The sequence below is a fragment of the Halobiforma nitratireducens JCM 10879 genome, from assembly GCF_000337895.1.
Classification (GTDB): domain Archaea; phylum Halobacteriota; class Halobacteria; order Halobacteriales; family Natrialbaceae; genus Natronobacterium; species Natronobacterium nitratireducens.
The window spans coordinates 22172-44448 of sequence record NZ_AOMA01000007.1 but is presented as its reverse complement, the minus strand read 5'-3'; the positions used below and the strand labels follow the sequence as shown (position 1 = coordinate 44448).

Genomic DNA, 22277 nt, shown 5'->3' with positions numbered 1-22277 from the left:
AAAACAGGACTCTCAGGCCATATAGCGGCATTAAGACGAATATCATAAATTCAATACTGTCGCCTTCTTGCGTTCAACAGAGCAACTCGAACGCATCGCCACACAGTATCGCACAGGCGAGTTGCTCAGCGGCGAACTCAAGGAGATCGCGACCGATCGCATCACCGGCTTCCTCGCGTCACACCAGCGTCGCCGGGACGCGCTGGATCGCCTCGAGGACGAACTCGAGGCGTATCGACTCACCGACACCGAGCGTCGGCAGGCGCTCGAGCGAGCGGGAGTTCCGTGTTCCCTCCGCCCCCGTCTCCGAGGGCAGGGGGACGAGGGCTGAAGCCGACGGTGGACTGCTGCTCGCCCGGCAGGTCGGACCCATCCCGCTGTCGTCACTCGAGTAATAGGACGGCGGTGGCACCGAGAACGAAGCCGCCGACTGCGAACGGGACGCTCTGTCCCCCTAGCATCAGGGCGAAGACGAACGCCGGGAGGTCACCGTCGGGACGGACGAGAAGCTGCAGCACGTAGAGAACGAGGATCGGCACGATGCCACATCCCAGCGACGCGAGAAAGCCCAGCCGGTACCAGCCACAGACGACACCGGCGAGCGCCGGTATCACCCAGAACCCCACGAGCAGCACCGTCGTCCCCGGTGGTTCGGTGCTCGGCAGTCCGAAGACGGCGATGACGACGTAGCTGACCAGTATCCCGATGCCGACGGCGGCTACGGTGAGTGCGGCACGGGTCGGAGCCGTCCCAAGGAGGACCGATCGGAGTCGGGCGGTCGAAGAGTCACTGGAGCCGCTCACAGACGTCTTTCGCCCGAACCGAATTTAAATCGACCGCCGGTAAATATAGTAGCCACTGCAAGGCAGTGCGCACCTGCTCGCCAGACGGATCGGCGATCAGTGTGCAAATCGTTGCAGTTGGTACTATAGTTACAGCAATCCGTCGAGTCCGGCGTGCAACGGGGCTCGTCTCCAAGGCCTTGTACGGACTGTTGTCTCGGGTCCCGGGGCAACTGCTTTGGGTTGCGGGTACACCGGAACTGACGGACAGTAAATCGTATAGTGACTCGACGGCCTCGTGTAGAATATGCATATCGGTATCGTGTCTGACACTCACGACAACGTCGAAGCGACGGAGCGAGCGACCGAGGTCTTCGCCGAGGAGGGTGTCGAGATCGTTATCCACTGTGGGGACTTCGTCGCCCCACTGATCCCGCCGTACTTCGAGGCGTTCGAACTCCACGGCGTCCTCGGGAACAACGATGGCGACGCTCGCAACCTGCAGGCCGCGTTCGACGCCCTCGGTAGCGAGAGCGAACTCCACGGCCGGTTCGCCGACCTCGAGATCGACGGGCTCTCGATCGCGGCCCTCCACGGGGAGTCGATGGCCGAAGTCGAGGCCGTCGCCGCCACAGCGGAGTACGACGTGGTCTGTTATGGCCACCACCACGTCTCCGAACTCCGCGAAGACGGCTGTACGACGGTCGTCAATCCCGGGGCACAGTTTCCGACGACGGCCGACGACGACCGGACCGTCGCCGTTCTGGATACACGCTCGGAGTCGGTGCGGTTCCGGTCCGTACTCGAGTGAGCGTGACGGCGAAAACCGGACGACGGCCGGTCGGCCGACTTAGCTATACTCCTCGTTCCTCGCCAGTGGGAGCAAGGGGGAGGAATACGGCCGACGGAAGACGACGGTGTAGCTATGTCCGATGATGCTGCGAGTTTCGGTCGTTCCGACTGTGATTCCGACTCTGGTGCCGGTTCCGGTTCCGGCTCCGGCTCTGGGAACGGGGACGGATCCGGACCCGATTCCAACGACGTCGCCGCCGAGATACGAGCTTCGAGACTCGTATACGGGGCCGTCCTCGTCGAGGAGCGACCGACGTTCATCGAGTGTGTCGACCGCGACTCCTTCGAGGACGACGCGGACGAAGCGCTCTATACGGCGCTCAATAGCCTCGGTGCTGACCTCGTTCCGTTCGTCCACGAGACGGCAGAAGAACTGGGGGATGCGCTTCCGGCGACTATCGCCGCCACGCTCGAGGACGACGATCTGCCGCGGGTGAGGGCGTTCGACCGGGCAGCATCGACCGCCGTCGATGCACGTGTGTCGTATCTGCTGGTCAATACCGACGACGGTGGCTGGAAACGTATTCGAGACGTTGCGACCGACCGGTTCGGTGCGGACGACCAGTTGTCCGATCCGCGACTGGGCAAGTTCGTGGTCGCTTCGGCTCTCGTCGAGGAGTCGAGAGACCGGTTTGCGGAGCTCCCGGACGGTGTCGACGCCGAAAACGTGGGACTCGTTCAGTGGTCCGGGTGACCGTCCGACTGTCAGTTTCGGACGGCTCCGGCGCTACCTCTACAGAGATACAGCGAGAGTGACTCGGGGTCGTACGGAAGACGTTGTCTTCCGTGATGACGAGAATCTTTGATTCTCGAACCACGTGACCCCGAGGTACTCCGCTACTCTGCTGGCCCGTCCGTCGGCGGGACACCCTCGAGATCGACGTCCGCGACTGCTCCACGATTGACCGCACCGACTCTGTTCAACACCGTATCCTGTAGCTCTATGAACCGATCGGCCGCAGGCCCCTCTTTGAGCGCCGTAACGGGCTCGTCGGCGTCGCTCCCGGCTCGAATCGCCGGGTCCATCGGTATCTCGGCCAACAACGGAACGTCGAACTCGTCGGCGATCCGTTGTCCGCCGCCAGTTCCATACAGGTCGTGTTGATCACCACAGCTCGGGCATCGGTAGGCGCTCATGTTCTCGACGACGCCAAGTACGGGGACGTTCTGGTCGATGAACATCCTGACCCCCTTCCTGACGTCCTCGAGGGCGATGTCTTCGGGCGTGGTGACGACGACCGCACCGGTAACCGGCGCGTGCTGCATCAGGGTTAATTGTTCGTCACCGGTCCCCGGCGGGAGGTCGACTAACAGGTAGTCGAGTTCCCCCCAGTCGGTTTCCCGAATGAGTTGTCCCAGCAGTTTGTCGATCATCGGGCCACGCAACATCGCGGGATCGGTCTCTTCCTCCGTGAGGAAAGCCATACTCATCAGCGTGATCCCGTCGGCTTCCGGCGGGACGATGTCCCCCTCCGGACTCATTCCTGGCTGGGCTTCGATACCGATCATTCCGGGCACGTTCGGCCCGTAGATGTCCGCATCTAGCAGGCCGACTCGAGCGCCGGTCCGTGCGAGCGCGGTCGCCAGGTTCGTCGCCACCGTCGTCTTCCCGACGCCACCCTTTCCGGACGCGATCGGGACGACGTTGCGAACTCCCGGAAGGGGGCTGTCGGTCGTGGCCGGCTGCTCAGGGGAGACCGTCGGCTCGAGGCCGAGGTCTTCGATCTCCTCGCGGATTCGGTCACCCATGTCCATCTCGTCGGGGGCGTACGGCGCGCCAAACGACACCGACACCGCTGCGGTGCCTTTCTCGTCGCCGTCCCCGTCGCCGACAGCGACGTCGATGTCGTCGATTAACCCGAGCGAGACGATGTCCGATCCGAGTGCGGGGTCCTCGACGGAGCGCAACCGGTCGCGAACCTGGTCCTCATCGACCATCGTCGTCACCTCCGTGTAGTGCCGCGACCAGGTCTGCTCTCTCGAGGTCCCCGGTGTCGATGTCGTCGTCACCGTCGTCGTCTCCCTCCCCGTACTGGATTCCGAGTCGGTCCAGACGATCGGCCAGTCGCCGTCCGTCGCGTTCGACGAACCGTTCCGTTTCGTCGGCCAGCCGCCGATAGAACTCGGTGTCGGCGTGACTCCGAACGTCGTCGGCAAACTCGCCGATCCAGCGCCCGAGATGGGTACCCAGGAACTCGTGTTGCCGTCGTAGGTAGTCGGCTGCGGTCTCGTACTCGCCGGCCGCAAGCGCTTCGACTTCGTGGCGTGCGAGCAGATAGACGAACTCGAGTTCGGCGGCGACGTGGTCCGCTGGTTCGTCGAGCCCGATATCGACCTGTTCCTGGCGATACTCGTTTGTCACCTCGACGGTCGATTCCGTCATCACTCGATCCGGGTCGTCGACGTAGGTCGATTCGTACGGCGGTGCGAGGACCTCGAACGGACCCACGAACAGCCTCGCGTAGTCGACGCGCAACGATTCGAGGTCCGTCATCGCCTCGTTCAGTTCGTCGGCCGGGATATCCAGCTCCAGCCCTCCGTCTCGGTCGCTCCCTTCGTCGGCAGTAACCTCCGTCAGCAGCCCAGCAAGCTCCTCGTCGGGCTCGTGGAAACACTCTGCCAGGAGCTTGTACGCGTTCACCCGGCACCGTTCCGGTGCCAGCAGATCGTCGTCCGATAGTTTCTCGTACATGCTTTTGTCTCGTGTTTTGGTTTCAGTCGTCAACGACCGTCGTTGTATCGGCGCACTTCTTCGTCTCACCGCGACATCACGTCGGTCCGTTCGCCGCCCACGCCGCGCCTCTTGGGTGTCCGAAAGGATAGAACGGCGGTCAGGTGTTAGAGCTTCTCCACGTCGACGCAGACGTCGCCGTAGAACACGGAACTTCCGCTCAGGCGATCGTACTCCGCGCCGATGAGGCGGTTGTTGCTACCACCGTGTTCCTCTTCGCCGAACTCCTCGGACGCGACGCGCCCGTAGGCCCAGTGGCCCTGTCCCCAGGTCTTCGCGACCGTGCCGGGCTTGACGCCCTCCCACAGCTTCGCCGTCACCTCGATCTCGCCTGCGGGGGAACTGATCCGAATCTCGTCGCCGTCTTCGATGCCGAGTTCCGCGGCGTCGCGGGGATTGAGCTTGGCCACGTCTTCCCAGGGCTCGTCGCCGGGGTTGACATCCTTGAACTCGTGGAGCCAGGTCGCGTTCGCCGACCGCCCCTCGCGGTTGAGTCGGTCCTTGTAGTCGACGAACTTGAAGGGGTAATCGCCGTCGTCGCCCATATCGTACGGCTCCTCGTAGTGAGGCACGTACGCGTGTCGTTCGCCGTCGGTTCTGGCCAGGTAGTTACACGTCTCGAGGACGTCGTCGACGTCCGTGTCGTGTCGTTCGGCGTGGCCTTCCAGGCCGTCGGGGTCGTCGACATCGAACTCGAGGTCGATGTCGTCGTCGGGATCGACGTCGGTGTCGGGGCCGACTCGCAGCGTCTCCGAGAAGAACTCGAATCGGCCCGTGGCGGTATCGAACTCGCCGCCTTCGGACGGCCACCGGTGTCTGTACTCCCAGTGATCGGAGTTCCAGACGCCGGCCTCGCGGAACTCCTCCCAGCCGTCGAACTCGTCGCCCGGCGGTGCTTCGACGTCCGGGTCCCACATCGGCTGGGTCCGGAGTTTGGCCGCGTTCCGCGAGAACGCCTGGGCGCGGAGTTCGCGGTCTCGGAAGCTGCCGCCGTCGTACTCCTCGCTCGGAGCCAGTCCGGTCTCGGGGTCCTCGTACTGCTCACAGTACTCGAACAGATTGTCGAAGCCACGATCGGCCAGCTCCTCTGCGATCAGGTAGACGATCTCGGTCTCGTCGGTCTTGACGTCCCACAGCCGGCCGTTGTCGAGGACGTCTTCGGGGTCGTCGGGATCGTCCGCCAACACCGGCTGGTGGAGGTTGATCGACCGAATCCCGTTGGCAGTGCTGCGAAGCTGGCCCCACCGCTCGAACTGGTGGTGGGTCGCCGGCAACAGGATATCGGCGAACCACGCCGTCTCGCTCGGGTGCGTTTCGATCGTGACGTGGAACGGTATCTTCTCGAGGGCGTCCTCCCAGCGCTGGCTCTCGGGGTTCGAGAAGGCGTAGTTGTTCCAGTAGGAGATCAACAGCTCGATCTCCATGGGGTCTTCCTCGAGGATGCCGTCGGCGGCGTTGTTCGTGACGACGCCGCCGCCGGACTCACCGCCCTTGAGTGCGGGGAGCTCCAGCGAGCCGCGCTGGTCGATCTTGTCGCCGGTGCCGTGCTCTTCGGGGTAAGCGAGCCCCTCCTCGGCGATCTCGTCGGTGAACTCGTCGGGTCCGGGGAGACTTGCCGTTCCGTCGTCGGGCGCGTACAGGGTCCCGCCCTCGTTGCCCACGGAACCGACGAGCCCGTTGAGGGCGTGGACCGCCATGGCGGTGTAGGTCCCCCGAATCTGCATGCAGGGGCCGCCGCCGAGCCAGGAGATCGCGTTCGGTCCAGCCTGGGCGAACCGCCGGGCGACCCGCTCGATCTGTTCGGCGGGGACGCCGGACTCCTCTTCGGCCCACTCGGGGGTCTTGTCGTTGAGCTCGAGGTTCCACCACTGGACGACCCCGTGGCTGTTCTCCGATTCGTCGAACGTGTCGGGATCGACTTCCTCTCCCTCGACGAACCGGTTGTCGCCGTCCTCGAACTCGCCGACGAACTCCTCGTTCCACAGTCCCTCCGTGAGGATCACGTGGGCCATCGCGGAGGCGATAGCACCGTCGTAACCCGGCTCCACGGGGAGCCACTCGTCGGCTTTCGAGGCCGTCGAGGAGAGCCGCGGCTCGACGACGGCGACTTCCGCACGATCGAGCAGGTCGCCGAACTCGTGGGAGTAGTGTGAGACCTGGCGGTTCGTCGAGATCGGGTCCGCGCCCCAGCAGATGACGTACCGCGTTTCGGTCACGTCGTACTGGCGGTACGACCACTCACCTTCGGTGAACATTGGGCCTGCCTTCTCGGCTTCCGCACAGATCGCGCTGTGGGAGATGTTGTTCGGAGTGCCGATGATCTGTGGGAAGTGGCTGTAGAGGATCGGCCGGAGGTACGTGTACCGGCCGCGCGTGACCATCGCCTTGTGGGTCTCCTCGTTCTCTCGCAGTTCCATGATCTTGTCGGCGATCTCTTCGATCGCCTCCTCCCAGGAGATCGGCTCGAACTCGGGATCGACGTCTTTCCCCTTCTCCGGATTGGTCCGGCGCATGGGCTGTTTGAGCCGATCGGGATCGTACAGCTGCTGGATAGCCATGTCCTGGCGGACACAGTCGTTCCGACCGTGTACTTGCGAGTGTTCGTTCCCGCGGGTTCTGATGGCACGTCCCGTCTCGTCGTCGACCAGGATCTGTGCGGCACACCAGGACGTACAGCCGGCACAGGTGCTTGCACGCCACTCGCCGGTGTGCTCGACCAGCGCGTCCCGGTAATCGTCGGCCTCGACGAGTGAACTGAGACCGAAGCTGAGCCCGAGACCGGCAGCCACGGCTCCCGCCGCGCCGGTTTTCATAAATCCTCTCCGGTCCAGCGCGAGACCGGCACTGTCCGTCGTGTCCGTCGGGTCGTTCGTGGTGTCGTTTTTGCTCATGGTCTTAGTCCCCCAGTGCTGGCTCTCCTTTGCCGCGTTCGTAGCTGCCGCCGTTGTAATCGCGGACGTACTTCACTTTCGGCTCCGTTCCCTCTTCTTCCTTGAGCACGTCGGGGTTGTACCGTCCGAGTATCTCGTTGACCTTGCTGTCCGGATCGTTTCTGTCGCCGAAGATCCGTGCATCACACGGACACTCTTCGACACATCGTGGCAGCTCACCCTTGTTGAGACGGTGGACACAGAAGGTACACTTCTCGACGACGCCCTTGAACCGCGTCGGGTGTTCGTGCTCCCCGACTTCCCGGTTCGGATTGTAGTACGCCGGGGCGTCACCGTCGACACCGACTTCCGCTTTGAGCTCGGTCGGGGTCGCTGTTCCTTCGTCGATCACGGCCTCGTCGTCGTCCCACCGCGGATGCGGATCTTCCTTGTGAAGGTGAATCTCGTCGTACGGACAGTTGATCATGCAGTACTTGCAGCCGATACACTGGTCGGGATCGTGCATCGTGATCCCTCCTTCCCCCTCGTACAGCGCCGATGTCGGACAGCCCGAGGCACACGGTGCGTCCTCGCACTGATTACACAGCGTCGGTGTGTACTCGTAGCTGACGTTCGGGAACTGGCCGTCGGTCTCGACGATCCGACTCGAGAAGGCCACTCCCTCCTGGAGGTTGTTTTCCTGTGCACACCCGATGTTACAGGCGCCACAGCCGGTACAGCTCTGGAGGTCGATGACCATGTTGAGGTCGACATCGTCGTCGCCGTTTTCGTCCAACTGCAGCTGCTCGACCTCCGTGCGCATTTCGTCGTCGAGTGAGTGGTGCTCAGTCATCGTCGTCACCTCCGGTTACCGCTGGCGATGGTGTCGATGGCGTCTTCACGTCGTGATCCGGAACTTCGTCGAGATCGAACAGCAGCCGGCCGGCCGTATACAGCAACGCGAACACGGCGATCCCGAGGATCACGACCGCGATCTCGATGCCGGTCGGCGAGTAGCTCACGAACGGCCACTGCAACGACGGATCTTGCGTTAGCGAGACGACCTGGCCGCCGAGCACGTACTCGAGCCGGGACGCGAACATCCCGACCAGTACCAGTACCGACGCAGCCAGTACGCCGTTGACGCTTCGTGTCCGCGACGTGGCGACCAGTGCGAACGGCACGACCAGCCCGAGCACGATACCGAACGTCCAGACCCACCAGCTCGGTGGTCCAAACAGCATGTACTCGTGTGCTGCTGCCATCGCGTTGTTCGTGGCCGTCAGTCCCATGATGTACTTCCACGCGACGGTGACGATCGTGATGCCGAGCAACAGCCCCAGATACTTGCCGAGGGTTTCGGTCACCAGCTCCTGGCGAGCGTCCTCGAGTGTCCCACCGGCGAGTTTGGATTCGACGATCACCACCGCAGCGATCAGTGCCACGCCCGACAGCACGGCGGTCAGGACGAGATACACCGGACCAAACACGTCGGCGTAGTACGGCCGAATCGAGGTGCCGAAAATCGCTCCGAGGGTCGTCCCCGCAGCGATCGGGGCCAGCAACGCAAGCAGGCTGACCGACAGTTTCGAGGCACCGTTTCGCTCCAGCAGGTAGAACTCGGCCAGCAACGCCACCATGTAGATCGTGTAGAACACGATCATCCACCACATCGGCGAACCGGGGTTCGCCGAGAGCAGGAGGTGGATCATGCCCTGTTGGTGGCCCAGGCTGACGAAGATGACCAGGAGCCCTGCGGCAAGCGTGGCGATAGCCAGCAGGACACCCCGCTTCACCAGCGGCTCGTACTTCTTCAGGCCGAAGACTCCCGCCAGTGCAACCACACCGATACAGATGCCAGTGCTCAGCAGCGCGAAGAACACGTACGTGGAGATCAGGATTCCCCACGGTGCCTGACTATCGATCCCGGTCGCGATCGTCCCCTCGAGAAAGAGGGTGACGACGCCGTACAGACCGATCACGAGACCGATAGCGATCGCTGCCAGCCACGCGTACAGTCGCTTTCCACCGTCTTCGATGTCCGGTAATCCGGAACTGTGAGTTGATTGGCTCATTTGTTTACCCCCTGTGAGTCGCCTGCTCTCGGCGACGGGTTCCTCTCAGCTCGGTTGGCCCCCGATTCACCTTTCCTAACCGGCCATCCGACTGTGTTGTACCCATGGTTCTAGTAACAACTCGTAGCTCATCTTCCGAGACAGTACGTCTCCAGTATACAGACCTTTATTAGTGGCAGAACACGTTAGTTCCGCACCTTTATTGATAATAAAATATGTTTGATTAAACCCTCTCCTCCATGGGTCCGCGGCGTACCCCGGACCAAGCCCTTAAACTCACCGAGCCACTACGGTTGATACATGCAGCACGTGAAGATTCCGCAGGACCGAATCGGCGTTCTCATCGGCGAAGGCGGTGAGACGATGCGGGAGATCGAGGCCCAGGCTGAAGTTCGTCTCGACATCGACTCCGAGAACGGCTCCGTCGCGGTCGAAACCGTCGGCGACCCCGTTCTCGGCCTCAAGGGCCCCGAAATCGTCCGCGCCATCGGCCGCGGGTTCCCGCCCGAGGAGGCGCTTCGCCTACTCGACGACGAAATGATGATGTTCGATGTCGTCGACATCGACGCAGCCGCCCGCAACAAAAACGATCTGCAGCGACAGAAGGGCCGACTCATCGGCGAAGACGGCCGGACTCGCGAACTGATGGAGGAACTCACCGGCGCGTCGGTCGTCATCTACGGGTCGACGCTCGGTATCATCGGTGCACCCGAGGAAGTCGATGCCGTCCGTACGGCCGCCGAGATGCTCCTCGATGGCGCACCCCACGGCTCGGTCTACTCGTTCCTTGAGGAGCGACACAACGAGATGAAACACAAGGGCCTCGAGTACCACCGGTTCCCCGGCGGCCAGTCCTGAGACGGCCGCTGGCTCCCGGCCCGGTGTCGGTAGATACTACGCCGATCGCGGTCCGTTCTCGCTCGTTTTCGTTTTCACCCGCTTGCTTTCCCCGCTCCCGCTCCTGCTCCCGATCGAGCGGTGGCTCCGAACGACGCCCCCGTCGATCCGTGGCTATGGCTCACATATGTTCCCGGCCACGTCCGTCGGTTTGCCTCCCCGGCGTCCGAAAAGCATATATAGAATAGCAATCAATCCTTCAGACGACTATGGCACAACAGCAGATGGGCAACCAGCCCCTTATCGTTCTCTCGGAGGACAGCCAGCGCACCTCCGGTAAGGACGCGCAGTCGATGAACGTACAGGCCGGGAAGGCCGTGGCCGAATCCGTACGGACCACGCTCGGCCCGAAGGGGATGGACAAGATGCTCGTCGACTCGACGGGCAACGTCGTCGTCACGAACGACGGCGTCACGCTCCTCTCGGAGATGGACATCGACCACCCGGCGGCCGACATGATCGTCGAAGTCGCCGAGACCCAGGAAGACGAGGTCGGCGACGGGACCACGAGCGCCGTCGTCGTCGCCGGCGAACTGCTCAGCCAGGCCGAGGAGCTCCTCGAGCAGGACATCCACGCGACGACCCTCGCTCAGGGGTACCGCCAGGCCGCCGAGGAAGCTACCGAGGCTCTCGAAGAGATCGCGGTCGATGTCGACGAGGACGACGAGGAGATCCTCGAGCAGATCGCCGCCACCGCGATGACGGGCAAGGGTGCCGAGAGTGCCCGCGACCTGCTCTCGAACCTCGTCGTCGAGGCCGTCAGCACCGTCGCCGACGACGGTGAGGTCGACACCGACAACATCAGCGTCGAGAAGGTCGTCGGCGGCTCCATCGACGAGTCCGAACTCGTCGAGGGCGTCATCGTCGACAAAGAGCGCGTCTCCGAGAACATGCCGTACTTCGTCGAGGACGCCAACGTGGCGATCGTCGACGGTGACCTCGAGGTCAAAGAGACCGAGATCGACGCCGAAGTCAACGTCACCGACCCCGACCAGCTCGAGCAGTTCCTCGAACAGGAGGAACAGCAGCTCCAGGAAATGGTCGAGGAGATCGCCGACGCCGGTGCCGACGTCGTCTTCGTCGACGGCGGCATCGACGACATGGCCCAGCACTACCTCGCTCAGGAGGGTATCATCGCGGTCCGCCGTGTCAAGTCCAGCGACCAGAGCCAGCTGGCCCGATCCACGGGTGCGACGCCGGTCTCCACGGCCGAAGACCTCACCGAGGAGGACCTCGGCTTCGCCGGCAGCGTCGCCCAGAAAGAGATCGCTGGCGACCAGCGCATCTTCGTCGAGGACGTCGACGACGCCAAGGCCGTCACCCTGATCCTCCGCGGTGGCACCGAACACGTCATCGACGAAGTCGACCGCGCCATCGAGGACTCGCTGGGCGTGGTGCGGACGACCCTCGAGGACGGTAAGGTCCTCGCGGGCGGGGGCGCACCCGAGGTCGACCTCTCGCTTGCGCTGCGTGACTACGCCGACTCCGTCGGCGGCCGCGAACAGCTCGCCGTCGAAGCGTTCGCGGACGCGCTCGAGGTCATCCCGCGCACGCTGGCCGAGAACGCGGGGCTGGACCCCATCGACTCGCTCGTCGAGCTACGTGCCGACCACGACAGCGGCAACGAGTCCGCGGGTCTCGACGCCTACACCGGCGACACGATCGACATGGCCGAGGAAGGCGTCTACGAGCCGCTGCGAGTGAAGACCCAGGCCATCGAGTCCGCCACCGAAGCTGCCGTCATGCTGCTGCGTATCGACGACGTCATCGCTGCTGGCGACCTCGCCGTCGAAGACAACGACGACGACGATGACATGCCCGCCGGCGGTCCAGGCGGTATGGGCGGCGGCATGGGCGGCATGGGCGGCGGCATGGGCGGCATGATGTAAGCCCGGCCGAAACCGACCCGTTATCTACCCTCCCGACGAGATCACACTGGGCGGTCCTGGGTTCGTTCGGACCTCGCGACCGCATCCGAAACCACAACGGCGACGGTCGACGTACCGATCCCGTGTCCGTATCGCGTCGGCCTCTCGTTTTCCCGTTTCGTCGTCGCTTTCGATTCGTTGTCACCAGTTGAGCCACCCACATCGAAAGAGAGGGATTCTCGAGTCGAACGAACCGAGTCGCTCGAGACAGCGACACAGCCCCGTCACGCCGAAGCGAAAAGCGTCTGTCACAGATTCGCCCACTACAGCTACGGAGGCGATCGTCTACTCTTTCGTGGTGGATAGCGCCGATTGTAGTGCTGTCGAGACGCGATCGAGTGTGTACTGACTGGTGTTCGTATCAGTGGCGTCGCGGCAACTCGACGAGACACTCCCGATCGTGGTCCGTATCGACGAGAAACGATTCGCAGTTACGTGCTACGGAGACCGTCGGTCCACGATGGCGGGCGGATCGCCAGTGACCGGATCAACTGGTGTTCCCGAAACACGCTCGCGACGGGGATCGACGGCCCGACCGATCTCGGGCCGATCGGTCAGTCCTGGGACCTGGTCGTCGCGTCGTCTTCGCGCGTGTCGCTCCCGTCGTCCTGTCGGTCGGTAGCGTCGTCTTCGAGGGTGTCGTCGTCACCCTCGAGGTCGGCGTTCACGTCCGTCCCTGCCAGCGTCTCCGCGTTCGCATCAGTTTCGAACTCGTCGAGGACTTCGAGCAGGCGGATCGATTGATCGGTCAGCTGCTGGGCCGAGCCCGAAACCTCGGTCAAGGCCGAGGTCTGTTCCTCCGCCGCCGCAGCGACGTTTTCGGCTTCGGTCGTCGTCTCCTCGGAGATCGTCGCCGCCTCGTCGACGATGGAAACGACCTCCTGGGTGGTCGCGGCCTGCTGTTGGGTCGCCGCCGAGATTTCCTGAATACCGGTGTTGGTCTCGTCCGCGAAGTCGGCGATCTGTGTGAGCGCGTCCACGGCCTGTTCGACGCGTTCAGTCTGCGATTCGACCTGTTCCGTCGTTCCTCTGACCTGCGTGACCGCCGTCTGGGTCTGGTCCTGAATCTCGTCGACCAGCGACTCGATAGTGTCGGCGGCCTCCTTGGTCTCGCTGGAGAGTTCTTTGACCTCCCTCGCGACGGCACCGAAGCCTTCACCCGCCCCGTCCTCGGTGGAGCGTGACGCTTCGATGTTCGCGTTCAACGCGAGCATGTTCGTCTGTTCGGCGATCTCGGAAATCGACGTCGTGAGTTGGTCGATCTCCTGGACCTCCTCGTGAAGCGTCTCGATCTCGTCGAGGGCCTCGTCCGACTCTTCGAGGACCATCTCCATCCCGTCGATCGCTTCCTGTGCGGCCTCTCGTCCCTCCGAACCAGTCTCGGCGGTTCGTTCGGCGAGGTCCGCCACCTCGTTCGACGAGGCTGCGATCTCCTCGGTCGTCGTCGAAAGCGAATTCATCTCCTGGTTTGCCGACTGCAGGCTCTCGTTCTGTCGTTTCGAACCGTCCGAAATTTCCTGAATCGACTCCGACACCTGCTCGCTGGCCGCTCTGACCTCTTCGGAGGACGACGTTACCTGCTCGGAGGCCGTCGCGACCTCTTGGGCGAACGCTTTGACCTCTTCTGTCGTCCGTTCGATGTCCGCGATCATCTCGTTGAACTCGGCGGCGATCTCGGTCATCGACTCGTTCTCGCTTTCGGGATCCATCCGAGCGGTGAAATCACCGTCGCCGGCGGCCTGCATCACCTCGCGGTACTCGTCGGCTTTCCGCTCGAGGTGCTGGTTGAGCCGTTCGGCTCGCTGTCTCGCCTGTTCAGCGTTCTCTCGAGCGGTTTCGGCCTCGTGGATCTGCTCTCGGAGTGCCGTCTGCATCGAATCGAACGCCTGGTACAGCCGGCCGATGTTGTCGATCCGATCGGTCTCGAACGAGACATCGAGATCACGGTTTTCCATCCGACCGGCCTTGGTCGTCAACCGATCGATCGCCGTCGCCGTGTTCCGGCCGAGGACGACGCCGACGACCCCGATCACCAGGACGCCGACGAGCGTCGCCAACGTTCCGAACTGGTTGACCGTCGTAACGAACCCGTAGGCGTCGTCGGTCGGCATGTGGACCAGCATGACCCACTCCCGGTCCTCGAGTTCCATCTTGTTGTAGCCGACCACGTACTCCTCGTTCGGGAACACGTAAGCCTCACTATCGACGAGCGTCGAGGGTGGCGTCGAGTGTGTCGCCGATCCCGACCGTTCCATGCCGGCGGCGAGATCGAACGCTTCGGCGACGACCCCGTTCGCGTCGTCGTACTCCGCGAACAGTTCGGCGTCGCTCTCGTCGCTAAAGATCACCTGTCCGTCCTCGTTGACGACGAGTGAGACCACGTTCTCGGCAGTAGCGTAGCTACCGAACTCCTGTGTGTACTCGTTGAGTCGAACCGTATAGATCAGCGCCCGGTCGTCCGCGTCGGCGATCGGTTCCACGTACGAGATGACTGGTTGCTGCAGATCGTCAGTCTCGTACAGATACTCCGTCGTTGCGAACTGCTCCCCCGCAGCCAGGCGGTCCTCTGCGGGGAAGTTGTAGGCCGAGACGGACCCGGTGTCACGCGGGGACGACGCTAGCACGTCTCCCGTCTGTGTGTCGACGTAATCGATCTGGAACGCCTGGTCGGGAAGTTGATTGACGTCCAGATAGTCGTCGATCGCCTCGGTGTCCGCCGACTGCATCACCGGCGTCTCGGCGAGCACTTGTATCGTGTCTCGGTTCTCTTGCTGCCAGTTCTCGAGATTGTTCGATTCCTGTTCAGCCGTTGATTGTATTTCTCCGTTGACAATACCTTCGACTTCGTTGGTTACCTGCCCGGTGCCAACCATTCCGATCATCCCGATCGAGATGCCGAGAATGAGAAAGGCGATTCCGAACTTTATCGCGTAGCTTTTCCGAATAAAATCCGGAGTAATTCGACTCAAGAGCCCCATATACCTGAACTCGAGTGTAGTAAGTAAAGTGTTACTACCAAGGGGCCAGGATAAAAATTTCGGCCGCGACTCGTCGTAGCTAGCGTAAATCAGGCTCAGCGGCGACCGGAGCAGACATCCCGTACCGATTATTCAGATAGCGGAGATACGAGGGACTCTAACATATTTGTTACATTGATTTGACATAAAGTAATGTCGGCGTTCAGTGCCAAAATAGCTTAATATATCGTCTGAGAAGCCCCACGTCATGAGTGCTGACGATCCAGCTGGGACCAGGCGGACGTTTCTCGAACAGGTTACGGCCGGTGGCGCTGCGACAGCGACTGCCCTCACGGCGGGCTGTCTCGGGTCGCTCCCGACGGATGTTCTCGGGGACGACGAAATCGAAATCGACGTCTGGCACGGACTGACCGGCGGCCTCGAGGAGACGTTCGCGGATCTCACGCTCGATTTCAACCGCAGCCGTGAAGACATCACGGTGCGGCTCACCGGATACGACGACGGATACGACCAGGTTTTCACTGAGACGAGAGGGGCCGTTACCGAGGACGAGGGAGACCCGCCGGAAGTGGCGATGTTTGCCGAAATTGGGACGCGACAGGCGATCGACAGCGGCCAGTTCGTCCCGATGGAAGACGTCGTTCCGGACCTCCCGACGGACGATTTCATCGATCCGATACTCGATTATTACCGTGTGGACGGGACGCTCCACTCGATGCCGTTCAACCCGTCCCACGCGTTTATGATGATCAACCGGGACGCCTTCGAAGCCGCCGACCTCAATCCCGACGACCCGCCGCGGTCGTTCGAGGGGGTTGCCGACGCCGCGGAGGCTATGGTCGAGGCCGACGCAGTAGACCACGGAGTCACGTGCCCGAACATTTCGTGGTTCATCGAGCAGTGGTTCGCGGCCCAGAACGCCGAACTCGTGAACAACGAAAACGGGCGGGCAGGTCCACCGACGGAAAGCAACCTGACCTCCGATGCTGCGGCGACAATTTACGAGTGGTGGCACGACCTGGACGAACGTGGCGTCTTTCACGTCGGCGACGGCTGGTTCGAGTCGGAAGACGCCTTCGCGAACGGGACGGCTGGTATTCTCCTCTACTCGACGGCCAGCATCAGTACGCTCCTCGAGCGGGCAACACAGGAGGGTGGGTTCGAAGCCGACGCAGCGTACTTCCCTGCTCCGGGCGGCGATCAAACGGGCCTGGCTATCGGCGGCGCGTCGCTGTGGGTGCCCGAAGCGATCGACGACGATCGGCAATCGGCTGCTGCCGAGTTCCTGACGTGGCTCACCGATCCCACGCAACAGAGCAGGTGGCACCGCGAGACCGGATACTTCCCGGTCCGCGAGGAAAGCGTCGACGAACTCGAACAGGAAGGCTGGTTCGACGCCAACCCCGACTACAGAGTCGTTTTCGACCAGCTAACCGGCTCCGCATCGACGACGGCGACCCAGGGTGCGATGATCGGTCCGTTCCCCGAGGTTCGGACCGAAATCGAGGGAATCTGGACGGATATCGAGGACGGAACGTCGGTTCAGGACGCGCTGGCTGACGGCAAGGAACGGGTCGACGACCAGTTGACGACGTAGCCGGCGAACACCAGTGGTCCACTACAGTAGCCACTGATCGGGATTGCTGTAACTATAGTACCAACTGCAACGATTTGCACACTGATCGCCGATCCATCTGGCGAGCAGGTGCCCACTGACTTGCAGTGGCTACTATATTTCCCGCCGATCACCGGAACGGGTCGACGATCGGCGGTAATTGAGGACAGTAACCCGTATGATCGTTATTGCACACCCGATCGCACGGCAACTGTGCGATCGGTGTGTAAATCGTCTCGTTACTATCGGAGCACGCGATAGAACAGTTACGACGGTTACGGTGGGCTTGTTGTCGGCCATCCGACAGTCAGAGAAACGAGACTGATCACTGACTGTCAGTTACATATCTGACCGTGCCATCCGAGCCAGTGGTGCCGACTACTGCCAGCACTGGCCCGCTTTGCTGGGAGCAGTGTACGTGTCGTAATCTTGTCACCATGGCGAGAGGAAACGGAAAACCGCCCAGACGAGGAAACACGCCTCGCAGAATTTATAAATAGTGCTCTCGCTATCTATTGGTATGAATACGCTGCTTCTGGATAGCGAGGACGTCGACGCCAACGCACGTATGGCGGCAATCATCGAGGCAGTCGAACAGGCCTTCGGAGCCTTCGAACGCGGCGACTCCCAGATGCCGGCCAAGTCCTACATCGATCTCCCACAGTACAACGGTGACTTCCGGTCGATGCCCGCTTACCTCGATACTGGCGAGTGGGACGCTGCCGGTCTCAAGTGGGTCAACGTCCATCCCGACAACCCCGAGAAGCACGATCTCCCGACCGTCCTCGGGACGATGGTCTACTCCGATCCCGAAACCGCGGTTCCGCTCGCGATCATGGACGGGACCGAGCTGACGATGAAACGGACCGGTGCTGCCGCGGCCGTCGCGACCGACTACCTCGCCGTCGAGGACGCCACCTCGATGGGCGTCGTCGGGGCAGGCGTCCAGTCGTACACGCAACTCGAGGCGATCAGCGAGATTCGTCCGATCGAGGAAGTCGTCGTCGCTGACAAGGACGATGCTCGTACCCAGGCGTTCATCGACGCCTTCGACGATCAGTTCGACGTCCGGGCCGGCTCGATTTCGGAGGCCGGTCACTGCGACGTCCTCTCGACCGTGACGCCGGTCGAGGACCCCATCGTTGGCACGGACGACGTCGCGGACCACACCCACATCAACGCGATGGGTGCGGACGCCGAGGGGAAACACGAACTCGCCGACGACCTACTGGTGGACGCCCGCGTCGTCATCGACGACCACGAGCAGTGTACCCACTCCGGCGAGATCAACGTCCCGTACCACGAGGGCGTCCTCGGGGATGGGGACATCCACGGTGAGATCGGCGAGATCGTCGTCGGCGAGAAGTCCGGCCGGACCGGGGACGTGGGTGTCACTGTCTTCGACTCGACCGGGCTGGCGATCCAGGACGTCGCCGCGGCACACGTCGTCTACGAGCACGCCCTCGAGAACGATAACGGCACCTCGTTCGGCCTGATCGACGCGGACGGCGTCTAGACGGTCAGCCCGGTGCTTGCAGCCGCCGCGGAATCGAGCCCGTCATCTCGAGTTTGCCACAGAAGTGACAGACTGGCTCTCCCTCCGGCTGGGGGAGACCGTTCGCTTCGAACAGGGTGTTTTCGTTGATGGTTACCGTCGCTGGCTGGAGCGGCCAGGGGTCGTGGGATAGTTCGCCCGTGAGGACGCCACGACGTTCGGCCGCGTAGAACCGTCGCCGTTCGGTGAGCCAGTGGGCGAGAGTACCGCGTTCGGGTGAGGCTGGCTCCCCGGAATCGAACCTCGCTGAAACCGTCCTGCGGCCCGACACGTGCTCCGGACGCATCCCGATTTCTCGAACGGGACCGTGATCGCCGACTCGAGAACGCAACCTGGGTCCCGTCGGTGCTGACCTGTATCCGTGCGTACCTGACCGGTAGCCGTGTGGTCCGACGCACCAGCGACGCCAGCAGCGGAGCCCCAACGTCGATACTGAAGAACAACAGCCCCGAATCGCCGCCGTACCTGACGTACGTTCGCACGTTGAGTTCGGGAAAGGCGGTTCTCGTGATCGGCGGCGAACCGCGAACGCCGACGTTTGCGAGTACGAACGGCAACACGCTCACCCACGCCCGTCCGTCTCGCGTCTCGAGTTTTAACTCGCCAGGGATTCGATGTCGCAACTCGTCGGGATCGACCGGCCAGTGGGCGAACAACCCGTCGCGCCAGGTCATCGTGGCGACGTGTGGGGCTCGAGGTACCGTCTGCGCCCCGCCGGCTTCCGTTCGGTCGTTCGAACTGACTCGTTCGCTGCTGTCACTCATGTGAGGGGAGTGCTCGTCTCCGCCTACGACGAGACGCTGCATAAAACGCAGCGGCGAGTGTAAGAACCGATGGTCGTTGAATACGACCGCGCGTTAATTCCGATATCGATCCATTAGTTTAAATACATTGGTGCAGATACACTTCTTCCACAATACGGATTACCGATGGTTAATGCCGATACGAAACCGAACTGCCCCGAATGCAACGGCAGACTGCGCTCTCTCGACTCGGAACTCGTCTGCGAGGACTGCGGCCTCGTCGCCGACGAAGACGCGATCGATCACGGTCCCGAATGGCGATCGTTCGACGACGGTACCGATCGCCGTCGGACCGGTGCCCCACTGACGCGGTCGCGACACGACCGTGGCCTCTCGACCGAAATTGGCTACGGAACTGGCGCTGACTCGAGTTACGAAACTCGCCTGACTGGCCGCAAGCGAAGACAGATCGCTCGCCTCCGTCGCGAACACAATCGTGCCCGCATCTCCTCGAAGGCCGAACGCAACCAGGTGTACGGATTCGCGGAGATTCGGCGGATTACCGCCCACCTTTCCCTTCCCGATTCAGTTCGGGAACAGGCCTGTGCCTTGTTCGACTCCGGCCAGTCGGAGGGGCTCTTCCAGGGCCGATCCCTGGAAGGGTTCGCCGCCGCGGCGATCTACGCGACCTGTCGGACGCGGTCGACGGCCAGAACGACCGACGAAATCGTCGCCGTCGCCCGCGCCGACAGGGCCGAACTCCGCGCTGCCTACGACGCCCTGAATCGCGAACTCGGACTACCGACGGGGCCGATCGATCCGACGGAGTATCTGCCACGGTACGCGACGAAGCTCGACCTCGGAACTGAGGTCGAGAAGCGCGCCCGTGAGTACGTCAGGGCGCTGCTCGAGGCGAATCGCGTCGGCGGTCGGAACCCGAGCGGGGTTGCGGCTGCCTGTCTCTACGAGGCCGCCGGCGAACGCGAGGAGTGGCCCTCGGTTACCCAGGCGGCCGCCGCCGACGCGGGCGACGTCGCCCCCGTGACCATTCGGTCGACGGTGACGGCGCTCAAGGAACTCGAGGTTACTGCCCCGGAGTCCTGACGCCGTGGACGGAGGCGAACAGCGAACTCGCCTGGACTAACAGTAAGTGCCAGACTACCGAGAGTCCAAACCCCACTCCGAGGATTACGGTTCGCGTCGTGAGCGTTCCGACCGAGCCGGGATCGGCACCGCCCGTGGCGAAGACCAACGAGAGCGGGACAGTCAGCGCGTACCCCAGCCACACGACGGGATACAACGCCAGGCTGAGGAGGAACGGTGCCGGACTGAACTCGAGTACTCCCGACTCGAGCGTGGCTACCCCAGCGACGAACCCCACGAAGACGACGACCACGACGGCTATCGACGGAAGGGAGGGGTGAGCGATCTCCTCGGGTATCGGTCGTCCTTCGAACCGAGCCGTGAGCGATAGCCCACGAGCGATCGCGATGCCGGCGACAGCACACAGGAGCACGCTCCCGAACAGGATCAGTCCGCCACGGAGTGTCGGGTCGACACAGACTGGCTCGCAGTACTGGTCACTCGAGAGGAGCACGTATGCGACTGGATACGCGAGCGTCAAAGCGGGGACGGTTGCAGCTCGAAGCGTCATTACGGGCCAGTTCGCTCCGCAACGATAAAAACGATAACAGAATCTTCGAAACCAACACCTGTGGCGTCCGTCTGAGACTGGCAGTCTCGTGGGGGTCGGACGGTTCGGCTGCGTTTCTCTATCCAGTCGTGTCCTGAGGTGCGAAGAAACGTACCACGCGGGCCAAAGTAACACAAAACACTTCCATCCCAGAAATAATAAGAATTAGATAATACTTTCTAACTCGACTATTGCTTCGATAACATCCTGTCCGACGGCTACGGTCCGATCCGCAAGTCGATCTGCGTTTAACTGATGAATCGCTTCAGAAGTGTTGTGGTCTCTTGTGGCCTAATAAACGTACCACCTGGTACGCGGATACCACGGCTTAGCTGACAACCGGTTCCGAAATCGTTCTCTGTGAGATACAATAACTGCAAACTATCAGGAGGATGCTATTTAGTGTGGTGGAAATATCCCGAACCTATCGCTGCATATACGTCTCCGAGTAACGCTGACCACTCCTCTCCCGTCCACCCAAAGAATAACGTGTTTGAATTCGAATACCTGTTCGATGCTCGAGAAAGGAACGAGTTACTTCAGCGTCAGGGATCCCCAGCGCGTCGAAGACGACCTCGATCGGTTTCGAGAGAGCGGTCTGAACGCCGTCCTTCATACGTTTAGCGAACGGGACAGGCGACATTATCGGGAGACGATGGCCGACATCGTCGACGCGAGCCACGAACGTGGCTTCACCGTCTATCTGAACCCGTGGTCGGTCGGACGGGTGTTCGGCGGTGAGGCGTTGTCCGAGTTCATCGGGACCCATCCCGAGAGCTGTCAGGTGTTGTCGACCGGCGACCGGCTTCCGGCTGCGTGTTTCAACGACCCCGATTTCAGGGAGTACATGCGCGAGTGGATCGCCGACGCCGCAGCAGTCGGTGCCGACGTGCTCTTCTGGGACGAACCTCACTGGTACATTCCCGAGTGGTTCGACGAGGAGTTCCCCGACGGAGCCTGGACGTGCCGATGTGAACGCTGTCAAAAACTGTACCGCGAGGAGTACGACGAGCGGATGCCGGCGACGCGAACGGACCGAATCGACGAGTTTCGGGAGGCGTCGTTGCTCTCGTTTCTCGAGGAGATGATGGGACACACTGCGAGATACGGCCTCGAGAACGCGGTCTGTCTGTTACCCCTCGAAGACCCGGATCACGGCCTGCGCGACTGGGAACAGCTCGCGGCGACGGACCACCTCGACGTCCTCGCGACCGATCCCTACTGGGCCATCCACGACGAGGAGAGCCCGGAGTTCGTCGCGTCGGCTACTGAAACCGTGGTCTCGCTCTCCGAGCAGTACGATCTCACGAGCCAGATCTGGATTCAGGGGTTCCGTCTCGACGACGCTCCCGAAACCATCGCCGACGTTCGAAACGCGACGCGTGCGGCGATCGACGGCGGCGTCGACAGCGTGTTTCTGTGGGGGTACGATGGCTGCCGATCGATCTCCGACATCGCCTGTGAGGATCCCGAGGCGGTCTGGAACGCCTACCTCGAGGAGCTCTCGGTGGAGTGATGGGAAACGTCGGTGGATGCCACACGCGTGGCAGCCGACACC

At 62.4% G+C, this 22277-nt stretch carries 16 protein-coding genes and 2 pseudogenes; 9 read left to right on the top strand and 9 right to left on the bottom strand.

Features of this window, described 5'->3' with window-relative positions; all coding sequences use genetic code 11:
* Window positions 1–79: 79 nt before the first annotated feature.
* Window positions 80–331, top strand: a pseudogene (locus tag C446_RS01075) (hypothetical protein); the annotation flags it as partial.
* 52 nt (window positions 332–383) lie between these two features.
* On the opposite strand, the gene C446_RS01070 reads toward C446_RS01075, so the two are convergent.
* Entirely contained in the window at window positions 384–803 is a 420-nt protein-coding gene (locus C446_RS01070; RefSeq protein ID WP_006671193.1) for a hypothetical protein, read from the bottom strand.
* A 286-nt stretch (window positions 804–1089) separates the two neighbouring features.
* Between C446_RS01070 and C446_RS01065 the strand changes: the two genes are divergently transcribed.
* Both C446_RS01065 and C446_RS01060 read left to right on the top strand, forming a co-directional pair.
* Window positions 1090–1593, top strand: coding sequence for a YfcE family phosphodiesterase (locus C446_RS01065; protein WP_006671192.1), 504 nt, complete (start codon window positions 1090–1092; stop codon window positions 1591–1593).
* A gap of 114 nt (window positions 1594–1707) precedes the next feature.
* The gene (locus C446_RS01060) at window positions 1708–2328 is read left to right on the top strand and encodes a hypothetical protein (RefSeq protein ID WP_006671191.1); all 621 of its coding nucleotides are present in this window, start codon (window positions 1708–1710) and stop codon (window positions 2326–2328) included.
* 143 nt (window positions 2329–2471) lie between these two features.
* On the opposite strand, the gene C446_RS01055 is transcribed toward C446_RS01060, so the two are convergent.
* The 5 genes from C446_RS01055 to nrfD form a co-directional block, all read right to left on the bottom strand.
* Window positions 2472–3572, bottom strand: coding sequence for an Mrp/NBP35 family ATP-binding protein (locus tag C446_RS01055; protein ID WP_006671190.1), 1101 nt, complete (start codon window positions 3570–3572; stop codon window positions 2472–2474).
* On the bottom strand, window positions 3562–4326 hold the full coding sequence (locus C446_RS01050) for a TorD/DmsD family molecular chaperone (protein ID WP_006671189.1): 765 nt from the start codon (window positions 4324–4326) through the stop codon (window positions 3562–3564). Before C446_RS01050 ends, C446_RS01055 begins: the two co-directional genes overlap by 11 nt.
* A 146-nt stretch (window positions 4327–4472) precedes the next feature.
* On the bottom strand, window positions 4473–7256 hold the full coding sequence (locus tag C446_RS01045; protein ID WP_006671188.1) for a molybdopterin-dependent oxidoreductase: 2784 nt from the start codon (window positions 7254–7256) through the stop codon (window positions 4473–4475).
* A gap of 4 nt (window positions 7257–7260) precedes the next feature.
* A complete protein-coding gene (locus C446_RS01040; protein WP_006671187.1) occupies window positions 7261–8088 on the bottom strand; it encodes a 4Fe-4S dicluster domain-containing protein in 828 nt (275 codons plus the stop codon).
* Complete coding sequence (gene nrfD, locus C446_RS01035) at window positions 8081–9310, bottom strand: NrfD/PsrC family molybdoenzyme membrane anchor subunit (protein ID WP_006671186.1); 1230 nt, start codon at window positions 9308–9310, stop codon at window positions 8081–8083. The genes C446_RS01040 and nrfD overlap by 8 nt, the downstream gene beginning before the upstream one ends.
* Before the next feature lie 300 nt (window positions 9311–9610).
* On the opposite strand from nrfD, the gene C446_RS01030 reads away from it, so the two are divergent.
* Window positions 9611–10168 (top strand): KH domain-containing protein, encoded by a 558-nt coding sequence (locus tag C446_RS01030; protein ID WP_006671185.1) that lies wholly within the window; start codon window positions 9611–9613, stop codon window positions 10166–10168.
* A gap of 263 nt (window positions 10169–10431) precedes the next feature.
* Window positions 10432–12096 carry a thermosome subunit alpha gene (gene thsA, locus C446_RS01025; RefSeq protein ID WP_006671184.1) on the top strand — a complete coding sequence of 555 codons (1665 nt, stop codon included), beginning with the start codon at window positions 10432–10434 and terminating at the stop codon, window positions 12094–12096.
* 593 nt (window positions 12097–12689) lie between these two features.
* On the opposite strand, the gene C446_RS01020 is transcribed toward thsA, so the two are convergent.
* On the bottom strand, window positions 12690–15017 hold the full coding sequence (locus C446_RS01020; RefSeq protein WP_160162948.1) for a methyl-accepting chemotaxis protein: 2328 nt from the start codon (window positions 15015–15017) through the stop codon (window positions 12690–12692).
* Between the two features lie 343 nt (window positions 15018–15360).
* Here C446_RS01020 and C446_RS01015 point away from each other — a divergent pair, with 343 nt between their 5' ends.
* Window positions 15361–16710 carry an ABC transporter substrate-binding protein gene (locus C446_RS01015; RefSeq protein WP_006671182.1) on the top strand — a complete coding sequence of 450 codons (1350 nt, stop codon included), beginning with the start codon at window positions 15361–15363 and terminating at the stop codon, window positions 16708–16710.
* 538 nt (window positions 16711–17248) lie between these two features.
* Window positions 17249–18244 carry an alanine dehydrogenase gene (locus C446_RS01010; protein WP_006671181.1) on the top strand — a complete coding sequence of 332 codons (996 nt, stop codon included), beginning with the start codon at window positions 17249–17251 and terminating at the stop codon, window positions 18242–18244.
* Between the two features lie 4 nt (window positions 18245–18248).
* On the opposite strand, the pseudogene C446_RS20525 reads toward C446_RS01010, so the two are convergent.
* Window positions 18249–19047 (bottom strand): annotated as a pseudogene (locus C446_RS20525) (YqjF family protein).
* A 165-nt stretch (window positions 19048–19212) separates the two neighbouring features.
* Here C446_RS20525 and C446_RS01000 point away from each other — a divergent pair.
* Window positions 19213–20130 carry a transcription initiation factor IIB gene (locus tag C446_RS01000; RefSeq protein WP_006671179.1) on the top strand — a complete coding sequence of 306 codons (918 nt, stop codon included), beginning with the start codon at window positions 19213–19215 and terminating at the stop codon, window positions 20128–20130.
* Here C446_RS01000 and C446_RS00995 read toward each other — a convergent pair.
* Window positions 20111–20680, bottom strand: coding sequence for a hypothetical protein (locus tag C446_RS00995; protein WP_006671178.1), 570 nt, complete (start codon window positions 20678–20680; stop codon window positions 20111–20113). The two genes, C446_RS01000 and C446_RS00995, sit on opposite strands and share 20 nt — an antisense overlap.
* A gap of 553 nt (window positions 20681–21233) precedes the next feature.
* On the opposite strand from C446_RS00995, the gene C446_RS00990 reads away from it, so the two are divergent.
* Entirely contained in the window at window positions 21234–22235 is a 1002-nt protein-coding gene (locus C446_RS00990; protein ID WP_006671177.1) for a hypothetical protein, read from the top strand.
* Window positions 22236–22277 lie beyond the last annotated feature (42 nt).

Bases quoted from the DNA above. Each gene is read 5' to 3' on its own strand.
- C446_RS01065 (WP_006671192.1), top strand. From the start codon at position 1,090: ATGCATATCGGTATCGTGTCTGACACTCACGACAACGTCGAAGCGACG.
- C446_RS01060 (WP_006671191.1), top strand. From the start codon at position 1,708: ATGTCCGATGATGCTGCGAGTTTCGGTCGTTCCGACTGTGATTCCGAC.
- C446_RS01055 (WP_006671190.1), bottom strand. From the start codon at position 3,572: ATGGTCGATGAGGACCAGGTTCGCGACCGGTTGCGCTCCGTCGAGGAC.
- C446_RS01050 (WP_006671189.1), bottom strand. From the start codon at position 4,326: ATGTACGAGAAACTATCGGACGACGATCTGCTGGCACCGGAACGGTGC.
- C446_RS01045 (WP_006671188.1), bottom strand. From the start codon at position 7,256: ATGAGCAAAAACGACACCACGAACGACCCGACGGACACGACGGACAGT.
- C446_RS01040 (WP_006671187.1), bottom strand. From the start codon at position 8,088: ATGACTGAGCACCACTCACTCGACGACGAAATGCGCACGGAGGTCGAG.
- nrfD (WP_006671186.1), bottom strand. From the start codon at position 9,310: ATGAGCCAATCAACTCACAGTTCCGGATTACCGGACATCGAAGACGGT.
- C446_RS01030 (WP_006671185.1), top strand. From the start codon at position 9,611: ATGCAGCACGTGAAGATTCCGCAGGACCGAATCGGCGTTCTCATCGGC.
- thsA (WP_006671184.1), top strand. From the start codon at position 10,432: ATGGGCAACCAGCCCCTTATCGTTCTCTCGGAGGACAGCCAGCGCACC.
- C446_RS01020 (WP_160162948.1), bottom strand. From the start codon at position 15,017: ATGATCGGAATGGTTGGCACCGGGCAGGTAACCAACGAAGTCGAAGGT.
- C446_RS01015 (WP_006671182.1), top strand. From the start codon at position 15,361: ATGAGTGCTGACGATCCAGCTGGGACCAGGCGGACGTTTCTCGAACAG.
- C446_RS01010 (WP_006671181.1), top strand. From the start codon at position 17,249: ATGAATACGCTGCTTCTGGATAGCGAGGACGTCGACGCCAACGCACGT.
- C446_RS01000 (WP_006671179.1), top strand. From the start codon at position 19,213: ATGGTTAATGCCGATACGAAACCGAACTGCCCCGAATGCAACGGCAGA.
- C446_RS00995 (WP_006671178.1), bottom strand. From the start codon at position 20,680: ATGACGCTTCGAGCTGCAACCGTCCCCGCTTTGACGCTCGCGTATCCA.
- C446_RS00990 (WP_006671177.1), top strand. From the start codon at position 21,234: ATGCTCGAGAAAGGAACGAGTTACTTCAGCGTCAGGGATCCCCAGCGC.